Source organism: Ponticoccus sp. (in: a-proteobacteria) (assembly GCF_048381735.1).
Window position 1 is genome coordinate 171320 of record NZ_JBLXGL010000001.1, and the last position, 16276, is coordinate 187595.

The 16276-nt window shown below is 66.8% G+C and carries 14 protein-coding genes; 10 read left to right on the forward strand and 4 right to left on the reverse strand.

Going from position 1 to position 16276, the window contains the following annotated elements; genetic code table 11:
* Nucleotides 1-132 precede the first annotated feature (132 nt).
* Nucleotides 133-774 (reverse strand): TetR/AcrR family transcriptional regulator, encoded by a 642-nt coding sequence (locus ACN5KJ_RS00835; protein ID WP_206566586.1) that lies wholly within the window; start codon nt 772-774, stop codon nt 133-135.
* A gap of 267 nt (nt 775-1041) precedes the next feature.
* On the opposite strand from ACN5KJ_RS00835, the gene ACN5KJ_RS00840 reads away from it, so the two are divergent.
* From ACN5KJ_RS00840 to ACN5KJ_RS00870, 7 genes are all read left to right on the forward strand, one after another.
* Nucleotides 1042-2157: a sugar ABC transporter substrate-binding protein gene (locus tag ACN5KJ_RS00840; protein ID WP_418591617.1), complete on the forward strand. Its 1116-nt coding sequence runs from the start codon at nt 1042-1044 to the stop codon at nt 2155-2157.
* A 66-nt stretch (nt 2158-2223) separates the two neighbouring features.
* Entirely contained in the window at nt 2224-3189 is a 966-nt protein-coding gene (locus ACN5KJ_RS00845; protein ID WP_418591619.1) for an ABC transporter permease, read from the forward strand.
* An 11-nt stretch (nt 3190-3200) separates the two neighbouring features.
* Nucleotides 3201-4703, forward strand: coding sequence for a sugar ABC transporter ATP-binding protein (locus ACN5KJ_RS00850; protein ID WP_418591621.1), 1503 nt, complete (start codon nt 3201-3203; stop codon nt 4701-4703).
* A gap of 7 nt (nt 4704-4710) precedes the next feature.
* Nucleotides 4711-5652 carry an ABC transporter permease gene (locus ACN5KJ_RS00855; RefSeq protein WP_418591623.1) on the forward strand — a complete coding sequence of 314 codons (942 nt, stop codon included), beginning with the start codon at nt 4711-4713 and terminating at the stop codon, nt 5650-5652.
* A gap of 13 nt (nt 5653-5665) precedes the next feature.
* Complete coding sequence (locus ACN5KJ_RS00860) at nt 5666-6703, forward strand: zinc-dependent alcohol dehydrogenase (protein ID WP_418591625.1); 1038 nt, start codon at nt 5666-5668, stop codon at nt 6701-6703.
* Between the two features lie 221 nt (nt 6704-6924).
* Nucleotides 6925-8427: an aldehyde dehydrogenase family protein gene (locus ACN5KJ_RS00865; protein ID WP_418591627.1), complete on the forward strand. Its 1503-nt coding sequence runs from the start codon at nt 6925-6927 to the stop codon at nt 8425-8427.
* A gap of 345 nt (nt 8428-8772) precedes the next feature.
* Nucleotides 8773-10374: a GMC family oxidoreductase gene (locus ACN5KJ_RS00870; protein ID WP_418591629.1), complete on the forward strand. Its 1602-nt coding sequence runs from the start codon at nt 8773-8775 to the stop codon at nt 10372-10374.
* Between the two features lie 460 nt (nt 10375-10834).
* Here the strand turns inward: ACN5KJ_RS00870 and ACN5KJ_RS00875 are convergent, their stop codons facing one another.
* Nucleotides 10835-11653 (reverse strand): aldo/keto reductase, encoded by an 819-nt coding sequence (locus tag ACN5KJ_RS00875; protein WP_418591631.1) that lies wholly within the window; start codon nt 11651-11653, stop codon nt 10835-10837.
* 122 nt (nt 11654-11775) lie between these two features.
* On the opposite strand from ACN5KJ_RS00875, the gene ACN5KJ_RS00880 reads away from it, so the two are divergent.
* From ACN5KJ_RS00880 to ACN5KJ_RS00890, 3 genes are read left to right on the forward strand one after another with little or no spacing between them, the layout of a single operon-like run.
* Complete coding sequence (locus ACN5KJ_RS00880) at nt 11776-13341, forward strand: acyl CoA:acetate/3-ketoacid CoA transferase (RefSeq protein ID WP_418591633.1); 1566 nt, start codon at nt 11776-11778, stop codon at nt 13339-13341.
* Complete coding sequence (locus ACN5KJ_RS00885) at nt 13338-14111, forward strand: enoyl-CoA hydratase/isomerase family protein (RefSeq protein ID WP_418591635.1); 774 nt, start codon at nt 13338-13340, stop codon at nt 14109-14111. The genes ACN5KJ_RS00880 and ACN5KJ_RS00885 overlap by 4 nt, the downstream gene beginning before the upstream one ends.
* Nucleotides 14112-14423, forward strand: coding sequence for a Dabb family protein (locus ACN5KJ_RS00890; RefSeq protein WP_418591637.1), 312 nt, complete (start codon nt 14112-14114; stop codon nt 14421-14423). It abuts the gene before it with no gap.
* A 353-nt stretch (nt 14424-14776) separates the two neighbouring features.
* Here ACN5KJ_RS00890 and ACN5KJ_RS00895 read toward each other — a convergent pair whose 3' ends face one another.
* Nucleotides 14777-15232 (reverse strand): MaoC family dehydratase, encoded by a 456-nt coding sequence (locus tag ACN5KJ_RS00895; RefSeq protein ID WP_418591639.1) that lies wholly within the window; start codon nt 15230-15232, stop codon nt 14777-14779.
* On the reverse strand, nt 15229-16242 hold the full coding sequence (locus ACN5KJ_RS00900) for an aldo/keto reductase (protein WP_418591641.1): 1014 nt from the start codon (nt 16240-16242) through the stop codon (nt 15229-15231). Before ACN5KJ_RS00900 ends, ACN5KJ_RS00895 begins: the two co-directional genes overlap by 4 nt.
* Between the last annotated feature and the right edge of the window lie 34 nt (nt 16243-16276).

Genomic DNA, 16276 nt, shown 5'->3' on the forward strand with positions numbered 1-16276 from the left:
CCGACGTGCCCCCGCAGCGCGTCCCGTTCCCTGAGGACACCACCGGGGCTTGATGGCGGGGGTCTTGCACAGAGGGCGCGGCGCGCTCTGTCCCGGGATTGCGGCGCCCCGTGACCCTGGCCACCCGCCGTCTCAGGGTTCGATGCAGATCATCCGCAGGATGGTGTCGATGTTGAAGGCGATGCGGGCGTCCAACGCCTCTTTCGCCATCATGTCGCGTTCGAACAGCAGCGTGCCGGTGTAGCGGTTGGTCAGGTAGTAGTAGTTGACCGCCGCGATGGTGATGTTCAGTTGCACCGGGTCGATGCCCGGGCGGAAGACGCCCTCGGTCACGCCCCGGTTCAGGATGCCCTCGACCATGGACACCAGCTGCCGCTGCGCCGGGCCGACGCGCTCGGACTTCTTCAGGTGGCGCGCGCGGTGCAGGTTTTCCGAGTTCACCAGCGTCACGAATTCCGGGTTCTTCAGGTAGTACTCCCATGTGAAGCGCACGAAACGCTCCATCGCCTCGCGGGCGGGCAGGTGTTCGAGGTCCAGCTTCTTCTCGGCGGCGCGGATGTCCAAATAGGCCTCTTCCAGCACGATGCGGAAGAGATCCTCCTTGTTGCCAAAGTAGTGGTAGATCATCCGCTTGTTGGCCTTGGCGCGTTCGGCGATCTCGTCGATGCGCGCACCGCCAAGGCCGTTGCGGGCGAATTCCTTCTTCGCGGCGGCAAGGATGCGCGCCTGCGTCGCCTCGGCATCGCGCTGCCGTTTCTCGGGTTTCGGGTCCATCGTCGTCGGGCCTTTCGGGCGGTGGTTCCGCACGCTCTTACAGCAGCCATGGCGGAATCGTCAAAACCCATCCACCCGTCACCAGAGCGCGCCGCGCCCCGCTGGCCCTATCGTTTCCTGTTGACGCCTGCGCATTTCATGAAGTAACCAGTTAGTGCGTTAAGGTCGGAATCATATCGATCTTCCGCGTGCAGGGGCTGTCCGGCAGAGGAGTGGGGCAGGGGGCGCGCGAAAGTTCCGGACCAGGCACCAACGGGAGGAAATCCATTGTCGACGTTCATCAAGGACTTCATCGAGAAAGAGAAACTGAGCCGCCGGAATTTCCTGCTGGCCTCGGCCTATGGCGTGTCCGGCGCCGCGGCGATGCGGATGTTCGGCCCCTCGCCGGTCATGGCGGCGACCTATGACGACCCGACCATCGCCTGGTCCTATCGTAACCGCACCAATCCCTACTGGAACGAGATCGTCACCGGCGGCGAGGCCTTCGTCGAAAGCCTGGGCAAGCCCAGGGATGCGATGGTCCACCTGATCAACGAGGGCTCGTCCGAGAAGTCGCTGGGTGACGTGAAGTCGCTGCTGGCCAAGACCGGCGGCGAACTGGCGCTGGCCATCGACACCAACGACGCGCCCAACTGCCGCCCCATCGTCGAGGCGGTCTCCGAGGCGGGCGGCTATGTCTCGACCATCTGGAACAAGACCGACGACCTGCACCCCTGGGACTTCGGTGACCACTACGTCAGCCACATGACATGGTCCGACGAGGGTCCGGCGGAAGAGACCGCGCGCATCCTGCTGGAGGCCATGGGCGGCAAGGGCGGCGTCGTCCACCTTGGCGGCATCGCGTCGAACAACCCGGCCATCGAGCGCCTTCAGGGCCTGAAGAACGCGCTGAAGGATTACCCCGAGGTCGAGCTTCTGGCCGCGGAACCCGCCGACTGGGACACCCAGAAGGCCAACCAGGTCATGAGCGCCTTCCTGACCCGCTTCGGCGACGAGATCACCGGCGTGCATTGCGCCAACGACACCATCGCCTATGGCGTGCTCGAGGCGCTGCGCGCCGAGGGCATCGAGGACATGCCCATCGTGTCCTATGACGGCAACCCGCAGGCCGTGGGCCTCGTGGCCGAAGGCAAGATCCTCGCCACCGTCTTCACCAACCCGCATTGGGGCGGCGGCATCACGGCGGCGCTGGCCTATCACGCGGCGCGCGGCGACTTCAAACCCTCGGAAGAGCCGCAGGAGCACCGCGAGTTCTACGGCCCGACCATCATGGTCACGCCCGAGGACGCCGCCGAGTTCAAGGCCAACTACCTCGACAGCACGCCGGAATACGACTGGAGCGACTTCTGGGGCCCGACGGGCGGCCAGATCCAGTACAAGTAAGCCCGGCCGGGGCGGTCCACAGGGCCGCCCCCCTTCTGACTGATCCCATTTCCCCGGAGGTGCCCCTTGTCCGGCAATCTCTCGCGCGAGGCCCTGTTGAAATGGGCCCCGCTGATCGTCCTGTTGGTGCTGATCGCCCTCTTCACGGTGCTCGAACCGCGCTTTCTGACGGTGCGCAACCTCGCCCGGATCGCGATCTCGGCTTCGCCCGCCCTGATGGTGGCCATCGGCGTGACCTTCGTCATCATCATGGGCAGCATCGACCTGTCGATGGAGGGCACGGTCAGCGTCTCGGCGGTGGTCTTCGCCTATGCCTTCCTGGGCCTTGGCGGCACGGTGCTGGGCCTCGGCTGGCTGGCCCTGCCGCTGGCCTTGCTGGTCGGCGCCTGCATCGGGCTGGTCAACGGGCTGGTGCATGTGAAGCTGAAGATCCCCTCCTTCATGGCCTCGCTGGCCATGGGCTTCGTCGGCACCGGGCTGGCCCTGCTGCTGACCGGCGGCGACCGCGTGCGGGTCGAGGACGAGGTCTTTCGCGGGTTGCTGACCGAACGCCTGCTGGGTTTTCCGCTGATGGTCTACGTCGCGGGCCTGTTCCTGCTGCTGGCGTGGTTCATCCAGTCGCGCACCGCCTTGGGGCGGAACTTCTACGCCGTCGGCGGGGGTGAGGAACTGGCCCATGCCTCTGGCCTGAACGTCAGCCGCGTGCGGGTGCTGGGCTTTACGCTGGCGGGGATGTTCTACGCGGTCGGCGCGCTGCTGGCGGTGGGCCGCATCGGCATCGCCGAAACCGCGACGGGCAACAACTTCATGTTCATGTCGATCACCTCGGTCGTCGTCGGCGGCACGGCCCTCTGGGGCGGCATCGGCGGCGTCTGGAACACGCTGGTGGGCGTGCTGATCGTCAATGTCATCGGCAACGGCATGGTGGTGATCGGGCTGCCCGGCTACGTGCAGGACGGCGTGCTGGGCGCGATGGTCATCGCCGCGGTGGTGCTGAGCACCGACCGCAAGTCCGTCGCCTTCGTGAAATAGGGGAGGGGGTCATGTATCAACTCAGCAAGGTCGACAAGACGTTCCCCGGCGTGCGCGCGCTGAAGGCCGTCGACTTCACCATCGGGCGCGGCGAGATCGTGGGTTTGGTGGGCGAGAACGGCGCCGGCAAGTCCACGCTGATGAAGGTGATCTACGGCGCCTATCAGGCGGACGGCGGCACCATCACCAAGGACGGCAAGGCGGTGCGGTTCCAGAACCCGCGTCAGGCCATGGACCACGGCATCGGCATGGTCTTTCAGGAACAGTCGCTGATCACCAACCTGACGGTGATGGAGAACATCTTCCTCGGCTTCGAGAAGCAATTCGTGCGTTTCGGCGTGATGAACTGGAAGGCCATGGCGGCGGCGGCGCGTGCCCAGCTGGCCAAGGTCAAGCTCAGCATCGACCCCGCGACGGTGACGGCCAAGCTGTCCTTCGCGCAGCGGCAACTGGTCGAACTGGCCAAGGTGCTGACGCTGGAAGAACGCGTCGAGGGCGATCTGGTGATCCTTCTGGACGAGCCGACCTCGGTTCTGGCCCGCGAAGAGGTGGAGCTGCTCTTCGGCATCGTGCGCGAGTTGACCACGCGGGCCTCGTTCATCTTCGTCAGCCACCGCATGGACGAGGTGCTGGAGCTTTCCGACCGCGTCTATGTCATGAAGGACGGCGAGGTGGTGGACGTGGTCACGCGCGAGACCGCGCGGATCGACGCCATCCAGCACAAGATGGTCGGGCGCGACGTCGACAAGGAATACTACCGCGAGCAGAAGCAGAAGCCTCATGGCGACGAGGTGCTTGTGCGCTTCGACGGCGTGTCTGTGGCGAACCGCTTCGAGGATATCTCGTTCGAACTGCGGCGTGGTGAGGTGCTGTGCCTTGTCGGTACGGAGGGTTCCGGGCGCGAGGCGATCCTGCGCACGGTCTTCGGGCTGGAAAAGCCCACCGGCGGCTCCGTCACGATCAAGGACAAGCCCGCCACCCGCTTCAGCGCGCAGGACAGCGTCGCGGCGGGGGTGGGCTATGTCCCCCGCGAGCGCAAGGTCGAGGGCATCGTGGCGGGCATGAACGTCTACGAGAACATGACCCTCAGCCAGATGAAGAACTATTCCGGCGGCGGCGTGCTGCGCCTCTCCGAGGAAAAAGCGCTGGCCGAGGACTGGGTCAAGAAGCTGAAGATCAAGACGCCCAACATCTACAAGGATTGTGGGGGCCTTTCGGGGGGCAACCAGCAGAAGGTGGTTCTGGCCAAGTGGCGCTCTGCCGGGTCGGACATCATCCTGCTGGATCACCCGACGCGGGGTCTGGATATCGGCGCCAAGGAAGACGTCTACGACATGGTCCGCGACATGAGCGCGGCGGGTGCGGGGATCATCCTTGTCGCTGACACGCTCGAAGAGGCCATCGGCCTGTCCCATACGCTGCTCGTCCTGAAGGACGGCGTGCAACAGCAGGTCTTTCACGGGCGCCCCGGCGACAAGCCGAGCCTCTACGACCTCGTCCACCACATGACCTGAGGGTGACATGAGCATCGAAAGACTGAAACCGCATCTTCCTTGGATCACCCTGCTGACGCTGGTGGTGATCGTGGGCGTGGCGGACGCGAACTTCCTGCGGCCGGTGAACCTGCTGAACATGGTCGCCGACATCATGCCGCTTTTCATCATGGCGCTGGGGCTGACCTTCGCCATCTACATCGGCGGCATCGACCTTTCGGCGCAGTCGCTGGCGAACATGACGACGGTGATCGCCACCGTCGCGCTGCCCTCGCTGGGGATCGGCGCGGCGCTGGTCTGTATCCTCGCCGGGCTGACCTTCGGCGCCATCTCGGGCTTCATCACGACGAAGCTTTACGTGCCCTCCTTCGTCTCGACGCTGGCGGTGGGCGGCGTGGCCTACAGCTATGCGCAGTACCTGTCGGGGCAGCGCGCGCTCTATATGGACGCGACCCTGCGCGACTCCTCCTTCGGCTGGATGGTCGGCAATACGGCGGGCATCCCGCACGAGATCTTCGTGGGCGCGGTGCTGGTGCTGGCCATGCTCTTCCTGCAAGAGCGCACGACCTTTGGCCGCGCGCTGAAGGCGGTGGGGGCGGGCGAGCTGGCCGCCGTCGCATCCGGCCTGAACGTGACGCGCATCAAGGTCATGGCCTTCGCGCTGTCGGGGATGCTGGCGGCGATCGCGGGGCTCTTGTTCTCGGTCAAGCTGTCGGGCGGCGCACCGACGCTGGCGAACGGCTTCCTGCTGCCCGCCATCGTGGCGGTGCTGGTCGGCGGCACGCCCCTGACCGGCGGCGTGGGCGGTGTGCTGAACACGCTGATCGGCACGCTGATCGTCGCGGTGATCCGCTCTTCGATGCTGTATTTCGAGGTCGACGCCACCATGCAGCAGATGGTCTTCGGCATCATCCTCATCCTTGCCATTGCCCTCACGATAGATCGCAGCAAACTGCGCATCGTCAAATAAAGGGGAGGAGACCATGACCATGATGAAAGCCGCCGTTCTGGTGAAACCGGGCCGTTTCGAGATCGAAGAGCGCCCGATCCCCAAGCCGGGGCGCGGAGAGGTGCTGATCCGCATCACCCGCACCGGAATCTGCGGCACCGACATCCACATCTTCCACGGCCACTACGCCGCCGAAAGCCTGCCGATGATCCCGGGGCACGAGTTCACGGGCCGCATACAGGCGCTGGGCGAGGGCGTCGAGGGGCTGACCTTGGGCGGCAAGGTGGTGGTGGACACCAATGTCGGTTGCGGGCGCTGCTACTGGTGCCGCCGCAACGAGATCCTGAACTGCCCGGACATGAAACAGATGGGCATCCATGCCGACGGCGGCTTCTGCGAATACATGGTGGTGCCCGCGCGGCTGGTTATCCCGGCGCCGGAGCACATCCCCGACGAAGTTCTCGCCCTGACAGAGCCGCTGGCCTGCGTGGTGCGCGCGGCGCGCAAGGCGCGCGTGCGGTTCGGCCAGTCGGTGCTGGTGATGGGCGCCGGGCCCATCGGCAACCTGCACGTGCAGCTGATGCGCACCATCGGCGCGGCGCCGATCATCGTGACGGACCTTTCGGCGGACCGTGTGCGGATGGCGGTGAAGGGCGGGGCCGACATCGGCGTGTCCGACCCCGCGCAACTGACCGAGGCGGTGATGCAGGCCACCGATGGGCGCGGCACCGACATCGTGATCGAAAGCGTCGGCAACCTCGCGCTCTACAGCCAAGCGCAGCGGCTGATGCGCAAGGGCGGCCACCTTGCCTTCTTCGGCCTGACCGGCCCCGAAGAGGCGCTGCCCATGCCGATCCTCGACACCATCCTGCGCGAGAACTCTGCCAAGGGGTCGGTCGCGGGCATGGGCGAGGATATGCACGACGCGCTGACCCTGCTGGTGCATGGCCGCATCGACACCGCGCCTTTCACCGGCGCGACCTATGCGCTGGAGGACATCCAGAGCGCCTTCGACAGCTTTGCCGACAGGCCGATGGACCTGAAGACCCAGATCGTGATGGGGGCGACATGACGGTCGGGCGCGCATGGCCCGACCGTCCGCGGGGGCGCAGGGCACAGCAGAGAGGCGCCGGTCGCCCGGTCTGACAGGGGCGCAGCGCCCGGACAAAGCCCCGGACCGCGTGGCCCGACCGGGGCGCGGCGGCCTGAGAGAAACGCCAAGGCCCGCGTGGCCGGATGCGGGGGCGACCCCCGCTGCAACGATGAAGGCCCGCATGGCCGGAAGGAGATCCAATGGACCAGATCAGTACCCGCCAGTCGCTGCCCGCAGAGCCGCGCGACTTCGGCTTTTACGTGGACGGGGCCTGGGTTCCGGCGGCAGAGCGAGCGGTCTTCACCCGCCACTCGCCCGCCCATGACGTGCCCGTGACGCGCATCCCGAAATGCACCGAGGGTGACCTCGACATGGCCGTCGACGCCGCGCGCCGCGCCTTCGACGACCGGCGCTGGTCGGGGCTGAGCGGGCAGGCACGCGCCGCCGTGCTGCTGAAGGCGGGTGCGCTGATCCGCGCGCGCGCGGAGGAAATCGCCTATTGGGAGACGCTGGAGAACGGCAAGCCCATCGCGCAGGCGCGCGGCGAGGTGTTGGGCTGCGCCGACATGTACGAATACGCCTCCGGTCTGGCGCGCAGCCTGCACGGCGACAGCTTCAACAACCTCGGCGACGGGATGATGGGGCTGGTGACGCGCGAGCCGGTGGGCGTTGTGGGCATCATCACCCCGTGGAACTTCCCCTTCCTGATCCTCTGCGAACGCGTGCCCTATATCCTCGCCTCGGGCTGCACCATCGTGGTGAAACCGTCAGAGATGACCTCGGCCACCTCGCTGATCCTGGCCCAGATCCTGACCGAGGCGGGCCTGCCGGATGGCTGCATGAACGTGGTGACCGGCTCTGGCTCGACCATCGGGCAGGCCATGGCCGAACATCCGCGCATCGACATGTTATCCTTCACCGGATCGACCGCCGTGGGTCGCCGCGTGGTCGAGGCGGCGGGCAAGTCCAACTTCAAGAAGCTGGGGCTGGAACTGGGCGGCAAGAACCCGCAGGTGGTCTTTGCCGACGCCGATCTGGAGGACGCGGCGGACGGCGTGGCCTTCGGCATCGCCTTCAACACCGGGCAGTGCTGCGTCTCTGGCTCGCGGCTGATCGTCGAACGCTCGGTGGCGGACCGGTTCGCCGAGATGGTGCGCGACAAGCTGTCCCGGGCGGTGGTGGGCGATCCGCTGGACGAGGCCACGCAGATCGGCGCCATCACGACCGAGGCGCAGAACCGCACGATCCTGTTCTACATCGAGAAGGGCAAGGAAGAAGGCGCGCGGCTGATCTGCGGCGGCGGTGCGCTGGACATGGGGCAGGGGCAGTACATCGCGCCGACGATCTTCGGTGACGTGACCCCCGACATGGTCATCGCGCGGGACGAGATCTTCGGCCCGGTGCTGACGATCCTGCCCTTCGATACGCTGGACGAGGCCATCGCGATTGCCAATGATACCGACTACGGTCTGGCCGCCTCGGTCTGGACCAAGGACATCGACAAGGCGCTGGTGGTGACGCGGCGCGTTCAGGCGGGGCGGTTCTGGGTGAACTGCACGCTTGCGGGCGGGCCGGAACTGCCGCTTGGTGGCTTCAAGCAGTCGGGCTGGGGCCGCGAGGCGGGCAAGTACGGGGTCGAGGAATACACCCAGATCAAGTCCGTCCACATCGAGATCGGCAAGCGCAGGCCCTGGATCGCGTGAGGGCGGTGGGCCGGGCGCTGCGGTGTTGCATCGGCGCGCGCGACGGTCCCGAGCGTCGGCAGCGATGGGTGCGAAACCCTGGCCCTGCGGCTGGCTGAGGCGGCTACAAGGCCCTGGCCCTGCGGGTGGCGCACACAGGTGCAAGACCGTGGACCGGCGGGTGACGGACAAGGGCACAAGACCGTGGCCCTGTGGGTGACAGGCAGGGCTTGCAGGCCCGGAGGCCCCTGCCACGGGGCGCGCCCGGGCGATGAAACGAGGCGCGGCAGCGTCGGGAAATCCGATGCTGTCCAAGGAAGAGGGAGGCCCGGCGCGCACAGGCCGCGCATCGGGGGAGGAGGCGAGATGGCTGAGGGTTACGATTACATCATCGTCGGCGGCGGCTCGGCGGGCTGCGTGCTGGCCAACCGGCTGACCGGGGACAGCGCCTGTCGCGTGCTGCTGCTGGAGGCGGGGGGCAAGGACAACCACCCGCTGATCCACATGCCCGTGGGCTTTGCCAAGATGACCACCGGGCCGCTGACATGGGGCCTGACGACGGCGCCGCAGAAGCACGCCAACAACCGCGAAATCCCCTATGCGCAGGCCCGGGTGATCGGCGGCGGCTCGTCGATCAACGCCGAGATCTACACGCGCGGCACGCCCTCGGACTACGACCGCTGGGCCGAGGAGGGCGCCGAGGGCTGGAGCTTTGCCGAGATCCGCAAGTATTTCATCCGCTCCGAGGGTAACACCATGCTGGCGGGCGAGTGGCACGGCACCGATGGCGAGCTGGGCGTGTCCAATGTGCCGCAGCCGCAGCCGATGACGCGGGCCTTCGTGCAGGCCTGTCAGGAACGCGGCATCCCCTTCAACCCGGATTTCAACGGCGCCGTGCAGGAGGGTTCCGGCCCCTACCAGACGACGACGAGGAACGGGCGGCGCTGTTCGGCGGCGGTGGGCTATCTGCGCCCCGCGTTGAAGCGGGCGAACCTGACGGTGAAGACCGGCGCGCTGGTCAGGCGCATCGTGATCGAGAAGGGGCGCGCCACGGGGGTGGAATATTCCACGGGCGGGGCGTCTCAGGTTGCGCGGGCCGAAAGCGAGGTGCTGCTGACCTCGGGCGCCATCGGGTCGCCCAAGACGATGCTGCTGTCGGGTCTCGGGCCTGCGGCGCATTTGCAAGAGATGGGCCTGCCCGTGGTGGTGGACCTGCCGGGCGTGGGCGAGAACCTGCAGGACCACTTCGGCATCGACATCGTGGGCGAGCTGACGGGACATTACAGCCTCGACAAGTACAACAAGCTGCACTGGATGCTCTGGGCGGGCGCGCAGTACATGCTGTTCAACAGCGGGCCGGTGACGTCCAACGTGGTCGAGGGCGGGGCCTTCTGGTACTCGCGCGAGGGGCTGGCAACGCCGGACCTTCAGTTCCACTTCCTTGCGGGCGCCGGCGCCGAGGCGGGCGTGCCGAGCGTGCCCAAGGGGTCGTCGGGCGTCACGCTGAACAGCTACACCGTGCGGCCCAAGTCGCGCGGCACGGTGCGGCTGCGGTCGGCGCGGCCCGAGGATGCGGCGGTGGTCGATCCGAATTTCCTTGCTGAACCCGACGACCTGCGCTGTTCGGTCGAGGGGGTGAAGATCAGCCGCGAGATCTTCGAACAGGCCGCGATGCAGAAGCACCTGCGCGCGATCCGCTTCCCCGGACCGGATGTGAAGACACAGGCCGATTACGAGGCCTATGCCCGGCAGTACGGGCGCACCTCCTACCACCCGACCTGCACCTGCAAGATGGGCGCCGAAAGCGATCCAATGGCAGTGGTGGATGCACAGCTGCGGGTGCGCGGCGTGGACGGGCTGCGGATCTGCGACAGCTCGGTGATGCCCAGCCTCGTGGGGTCCAACACCAATGCACCGACGATCATGATCGGCGAGAAGGCCGCCGATCTGGTGCGCGGAAACCGCTGAGGGATCCTCCACGTCCTCCCGGCGGTCAGGAGGGGCGGTCCGATGGGCCGCCCTTTTTCTGTTTTTGGTGGGATCATGGGTGGATTGGCACCCTTGGCTCCGACGCCATTGTCCCCCGGCTTGTGGCACAAGGTTCGGTGGCTTGGTCGCATCCGTGGCGATCAGTCCTGAAAGGCACTGTGTCTCCGTCTTCCGCCCGGCGCGGAAACAAGGCGAAGCCGCCGCGCATCATGCCAGAGGCATGTCTCCGACATGACGGGCCGTCCCGGGGCCCGGCGATTTGGCTGATGCTGGCGCAACCTGACTGAGGTTCTACGGACTTGGCCGGGATAAACTGCCTTCCTGAACCCGCAGGTTCGCCGGACCACGGCCCGACGATGCGCGGCTTTGCGTTGGACTCGGGCGGTCAGTAGAAGAGGGGGGCGGAAGCGTAGCTCGACCGACGTCCGCCCTGCCGCCCTCAGTCGAAGTCCGGCGCGTAGGGGACGAGGTCGCGCGACACGATGCGGTAGCCTGTCCGCGTCATCTCTTCGATCCGGTCCATGTCGATGGATGACAGGGTGAAATCCATCACTTCGAAATTCGCGCGGATGTTGACGGGCTTGGTCGACATCGTGTTGATGCTGACGCCCTTCTGCAGGATCCAGCGCAGCACCACCTGCGCGGCGCTCTTGCCGTAGGCCGCGCCAATCTCGCCGAAGATCGCGTGCTTGAAAACCTCACCCCGCGCCACCGAACAGTAGGAGGCCAGCGGAATCCCCGTCTCTGTCGCAGCCGCCAGCAGGACGTCCTGATTGAGCAGCGGATGGAACTCCACCTGGTTGGTGACCAGCGGCGCCTCGACGATGCGCCTGGCGTCGCGCATCATCTGCGCGGTGTAGTTGGAAATGCCGATGTGCCTTGCCAGCCCCCGGTCGTGCGCCTTCTGCAACTGCTCCAGCGAAAGGCGGATGTCGCCGCCCGGCGTCGGCCAGTGCAGCAGCAGAACGTCGGCCTGATCGATCTGCAGAGCCTTCAGGCTGGCCTCGACCGAGGGCAGAAAGGCCTCTTCGGTGAAGTTCTCGACGCCCACCTTTGTGGTGATCAGAAGGTCCTCGCGCGCAAGGCCGGTATCCCGCAGTGCCGCGCCCGTTTCGGCCTCGTTGCCGTACATCTGCGCGGTGTCGAAGGCGCGGTAGCCCACCTCTGCGGCGGCCATCACCGCGTCGCGAAGCTCTGGCCCCTTCAGCGGGAATGTCCCGAAACTGCGCTGGTAGGTCTTTTCGAAGTAGATGGTCAAAGCGGCGTCCTCCCTGGATCGCGCGACCGCCCGGGCAATTCTCCCTTGATCGAGTCGCGGCTTTCGTCGTATCACAAATAACCATTTGGTTACAAAAAGGGCAAGGTCGGATGTCGAAGGTGATGACAGCGGAGGAGGCCGTCAGCCATATCGCCAGCGGAGCTGTCGTGGCGGTCAATTCGTCGAGCGGGCTGTGCTGCCCGGATGCGGTGCTGGCGGCGCTGGGGGCGCGGTTCGACCGCGAGGGCGCGCCGCGGGACCTGACCTCGATCCACCCGATCGCGGCGGGGGACTTCTTCGGCACCAAGGGCGTGGACCACATCGCCAAGCCGGGAATGCTCAGCCGGATCATCGGCGGCTCCTACCCCTCGGGGCCGACCAAGGCCGAGCCGCCGCTGATCTGGCAGATGATCACCGGCAATCAGGTCAAGGCGTGGAACGTGCCCTCGGGGATCGTCTTCGACATGCTGCGCGAGGGTGCGGCCAAGCGCCCCGGCGTGCTGACCAAGGTGGGGCTGAAGACCTTTGTCGACCCCGACCTTGAAGGCTGCGCCATGAACGAGGCGGCGCGCTCGGAATCCATCGTCGAGCACCGGGCGTTCGACGGCGAGGATTGGCTGTACTTCCGCGCACTGAAGCCTGACGTGGCGATCATCCGGGCCAGCACGGCGGACGAACGCGGCAACCTGACCTTCGAGCAGGAGGGCGCGGTGCTGGGCGCGATGGAGATGGCGCTGGCGGCCCGCAACAGCGGCGGCAAGATCATCGCGCAGGTGCGCCGGATCGCGGCCAATGGCTCCTTGAAGGCGCATGACGTGCGGGTGCCGGGCATCCTCGTCGACATGATCGTCGAGGCGCCCGAACAGTTGCAGACCACCGCGACGCTCTACGATCCCGCCATCTCGGGCGAGTTGGTGCGCCCGCTGAACACCTTCCAGACGCCCGAGTTCAACGTCGGCAAGGTCATCGCGCGCCGCGTCGCGCAAGAGCTGCGGCAGGGCTGGGCGGTCAATATCGGCTTCGGCATCTCGGCCAATGTGCCGCGCATCCTTGTCGAAGAAGGGCAGCACGGCGCCGTCACATGGATGATCGAGCAGGGCGCGGTGGGGGGCATCCCGCTTCTGGACTTCAAGTTCGGCTGCGCCGCCAATGCCGAGGCCTTCGTCGCCTCGCCGCACCAGTTCTGCTACTTTCAGGCGGGCGGCTTCGATGCCTCGCTGCTGTCCTTCCTCGAGGTCGGCCGCGACGGCTCGGTCAACGTCTCGCGCCTGTCCGCGACGCCGCACCGGACCGCCGGGGCCGGGGGCTTCGTCGACATCACCGCGCGGGCGCGGAAGATCGTCTTCTCGGGCATGTTCAACGCGGGCGCGAAGATGCGGGTGGACGAGGGTCGGCTGATCATCGACACCGAGGGCAAGATCGCCAAGTTCGTGGAGGCGGTGGACCAGGTGTCCTTCTCGGGCGCGCGGGCGCTGGAGCAGGGGCAGGACGTGACCTACGTGACCGAGCGCTGCGTGATCCGGCTGATCGAGGGGCGCCTGACGGTGACCGAGGTGGCGCCGGGGCTGGACCTGAAGCGCGACGTGCTGGATCAGGCGGCGACGGAGCTGCTGGTCGCCGACGACCTGCGCGAGATGGACGGCGCCTTGTTCCGCCCCGAGCCGCTGGGCCTGAGGTTGCAGGCATGAGCGGCTTCGACCTCGAGGTCGCGGGCGGTGTCGGCGTGTTGCGCATCGACCGCGAGGACAAGCGCAACGCGCTGGATGCCGGGATGGTCGATGCCCTGGGCGCGTTCTGCCGCCGGATCGAGCGGCGCAGCGACATCGACGTGGTGATCCTGACCGGCACGGGGCGCAGCTTTTGCGCCGGTGGCGATATCCGCGCGTGGTCGGACGAAAGCGCCACCGCCTTCGGGCGCCACTGGGTGCGCGACGGGCACGAGACCTTCGACCGGCTGGCCCGGCTGCGCCAACCGGTGATCGCGGTGCTGAACGGGCACGCGCTGGGTGGCGGGCTGGAGCTGGCCGCCTGCGCCGACTACCGCGTGGCCGAGGCCCATGTGAAGATCGGTCAGCCCGAGGCGGGCCTTGGCATCATCGCGGGCTGGTCCGGCACGCAGCGCGCGGTGCGCCGCTTCGGTGCGCAGGCGGTGCGGCGCATGGCGCTGATGGGCGAGGTCTTCTCGGCGGAAGAAGCGCTTGGTCTGGGCGTGGTCGACGCGGTGGCCGCGACGGGCGAGGGGCTGGCCCGGGGGCGGGCGCTGGCCGAGACGCTGTTGAAGCGCGGGCCGCAGGCGACCGAACTGACCAAGATGCTGATCAACGCCGCCGAGGGCGAAGAGCGCGAGCGGGTGCTGGAAAGCCTCGCCGGTCGTCTCGCCGCCTCTGGCGCCGAGTTGCGCGAGGGCGTGGCGGCCTTCTTCGACAAGCGGCCCGCCGATTTCCCGAGGGAGGGTTGAATGATCCGGCATCTGGTACACCTGCGGTTTCGCGACGACGTCAGCGCGGCCGAGAAGCAGGCGCTTTATGACCGGCTTGCGGGGCTGGGCGGGCATATCGACGGCATCCTCGACTTCCAGAGTCGTCGGAATGTGTCGGTTGAGACGCCCTTGGTGCGCGGCTTCCTCGACATGTTCTGGCTGGATTTCCGGGATCAAGCGGCGCGGGACGCCTATCTCGTGGACCCCGAGCATCAGGCCATCGGCGCGGATATCGTGGCCTGCCTGGAAGGCGGGGCGGAGGGCGTCTACGTCTGTGATATCGATGTGTGAGAGGGTGACGGCGCCGCAGTCTCGTTGCACTGCCGCAACTAACTCGCGGTCAAGCCCTGACGTTGTCGAAAAGGCGACCTTCCTGACGCCCACCCGGCGCGGAATCAAGGCCGTAGGCCGCCGCGCATCGCTGGGCCGTCCGGGGGCCCGGCGATTTGGTTTATGATGGCGCGACCTGATTCAGGTCGTACGGACTTTGCCAGGATAAATTGCCTTCCTGGCCCTTCAGGGTCGCCGGACCACGGCCCAGCGATGCGCGGCTTGGTGACCTTGGAGTATTAGGTTCAGGAGGGGCAGCATTCCGGGCTGCTGGTGTCCTTGGAAGAGAGTGGAACGGTATTCCTCGACCGCCCTCATACATAGACCATCAGCGCGTTCGTCCCCCTCTGCACCGTCTCGCCCCTCTGGTTGGTCACATCGAAGCGCAGCGTCGCCACGCCGCGCTTGCCGTCCGAGGTTGCCCGCAAGGCCTCGACCGTGATCATCACGCCGATGGTGTCGCCCGCCAGCACCGGGCCGGTGAACTCCCAGTCCCAGCCCAGCGAAGCCATGGCCTCGAACTGCGCGCCGGCCTGGTTCTTCAGCCCGTCCACCATCGACAGCACCAGCAGGCCATGCGCCACCCGGGCGGCAAAGCCGTGGCGCTGCGCCGCCTTCTTGTCCATGTGGATCTCGAAGCGGTCGCCGGTCATCTCGGCAAAGGCGTCGATCAGCGCGGTCGAGACATGGCGGCGACCGGTCTCGATCCGGTCGCCCACCTGCAAGGCGGCCAGACCGTAGCGGCCCGGCCCAAGCATGCGCCCGCTCATGGCGTCGGTGCGTCTTCGCGCAAAAGCCCCTTGGCCTTCAGGTCGGCCCAGAACGCCGCCGGGATCGGGTGGCTGAACCACGCGAGGTTCTTCTGCAACTGCTCGACCGTCCGGGTGCCCGCGATGAAGCTGGGGATCGCCGGGTGGGCCACGACAAATTGCAGCGCGGCGGCGGGCAGGGGCACGTTGTGCTCGGCGCAGACGGCTTCGATCTTGCGCACCCGCTCCATGATCCCGGCGGGGGCGGGGGCGTAGTTGTACTTGGCGCCCTCGACCGCGCCGGTGGCGAGGATGCCCGAGTTGAAGCCGCCGCCCACGACCACCGCCGCGCCGCGTTCCTCGCAGAGCGGCAGGAAGGTGTCGAGGCTGTCCTGTTCCAGCAGGGTATAACGCCCGGCCAGAAGGAAGCAGTCGAAGTCGCGCTGTTCGAGGGCGGTCTGGCAGACTTCCCACTCGTTCACGCCGACGCCGATGGCCTTGACCACGCCCTGATCGCGCAGGTCCGACAGGGCCTTCCACGCGCCGTCCATGGCCTGCCGGAAGACCTCGGGCTGCTCTGCGCCGCGGGTGAAGACGTCGATGTCATGGATGAAGACGATGTCCATGTGTTCGAGGTTCAGCCGCTGCAGGCTGTCCTCGAAGCTGCGCATCGTGCCGTCGTAGCTGTAATCGAAGTTCAGCGTGAAGCGGCCCGCGTTGGTCCAGGGCGCATAATCGATGTCCTGCTTGCGCGCGGGCTTCAGCACCCGCCCGACCTTCGACGACAGCACGAAATCGTCGCGGTTCTTCCAGCGCAGCGAGTGGCCCGTGCGCAGTTCCGCAAGCCCGTGGCCGTACATCGGCGCGGTGTCGTAGTAGCGCACGCCCGCATCCCAGGCGCTCTGGATCATCCCGTCAGAGGTCTCTTCGTCGATCTCGCGAAAGATGTTGCCGATGGGCGCGGTGCCGAATCCGAAGGCCGTGACCTCCAGGTCCGTGCGGCCGAATTTCACCTTGGCATCCGGTTGCATGATATCCTCCCCATAAGTAACCGTATAGTTATTA

Bases quoted from the DNA above. Each gene is read 5' to 3' on its own strand.
- ACN5KJ_RS00835 (WP_206566586.1), bottom strand. From the start codon at position 774: ATGGACCCGAAACCCGAGAAACGGCAGCGCGATGCCGAGGCGACGCAG.
- ACN5KJ_RS00850 (WP_418591621.1), top strand. From the start codon at position 3,201: ATGTATCAACTCAGCAAGGTCGACAAGACGTTCCCCGGCGTGCGCGCG.
- ACN5KJ_RS00855 (WP_418591623.1), top strand. From the start codon at position 4,711: ATGAGCATCGAAAGACTGAAACCGCATCTTCCTTGGATCACCCTGCTG.
- ACN5KJ_RS00860 (WP_418591625.1), top strand. From the start codon at position 5,666: ATGACCATGATGAAAGCCGCCGTTCTGGTGAAACCGGGCCGTTTCGAG.
- ACN5KJ_RS00865 (WP_418591627.1), top strand. From the start codon at position 6,925: ATGGACCAGATCAGTACCCGCCAGTCGCTGCCCGCAGAGCCGCGCGAC.
- ACN5KJ_RS00870 (WP_418591629.1), top strand. From the start codon at position 8,773: ATGGCTGAGGGTTACGATTACATCATCGTCGGCGGCGGCTCGGCGGGC.
- ACN5KJ_RS00880 (WP_418591633.1), top strand. From the start codon at position 11,776: ATGACAGCGGAGGAGGCCGTCAGCCATATCGCCAGCGGAGCTGTCGTG.
- ACN5KJ_RS00885 (WP_418591635.1), top strand. From the start codon at position 13,338: ATGAGCGGCTTCGACCTCGAGGTCGCGGGCGGTGTCGGCGTGTTGCGC.
- ACN5KJ_RS00890 (WP_418591637.1), top strand. From the start codon at position 14,112: ATGATCCGGCATCTGGTACACCTGCGGTTTCGCGACGACGTCAGCGCG.
- ACN5KJ_RS00895 (WP_418591639.1), bottom strand. From the start codon at position 15,232: ATGAGCGGGCGCATGCTTGGGCCGGGCCGCTACGGTCTGGCCGCCTTG.
- ACN5KJ_RS00900 (WP_418591641.1), bottom strand. From the start codon at position 16,242: ATGCAACCGGATGCCAAGGTGAAATTCGGCCGCACGGACCTGGAGGTC.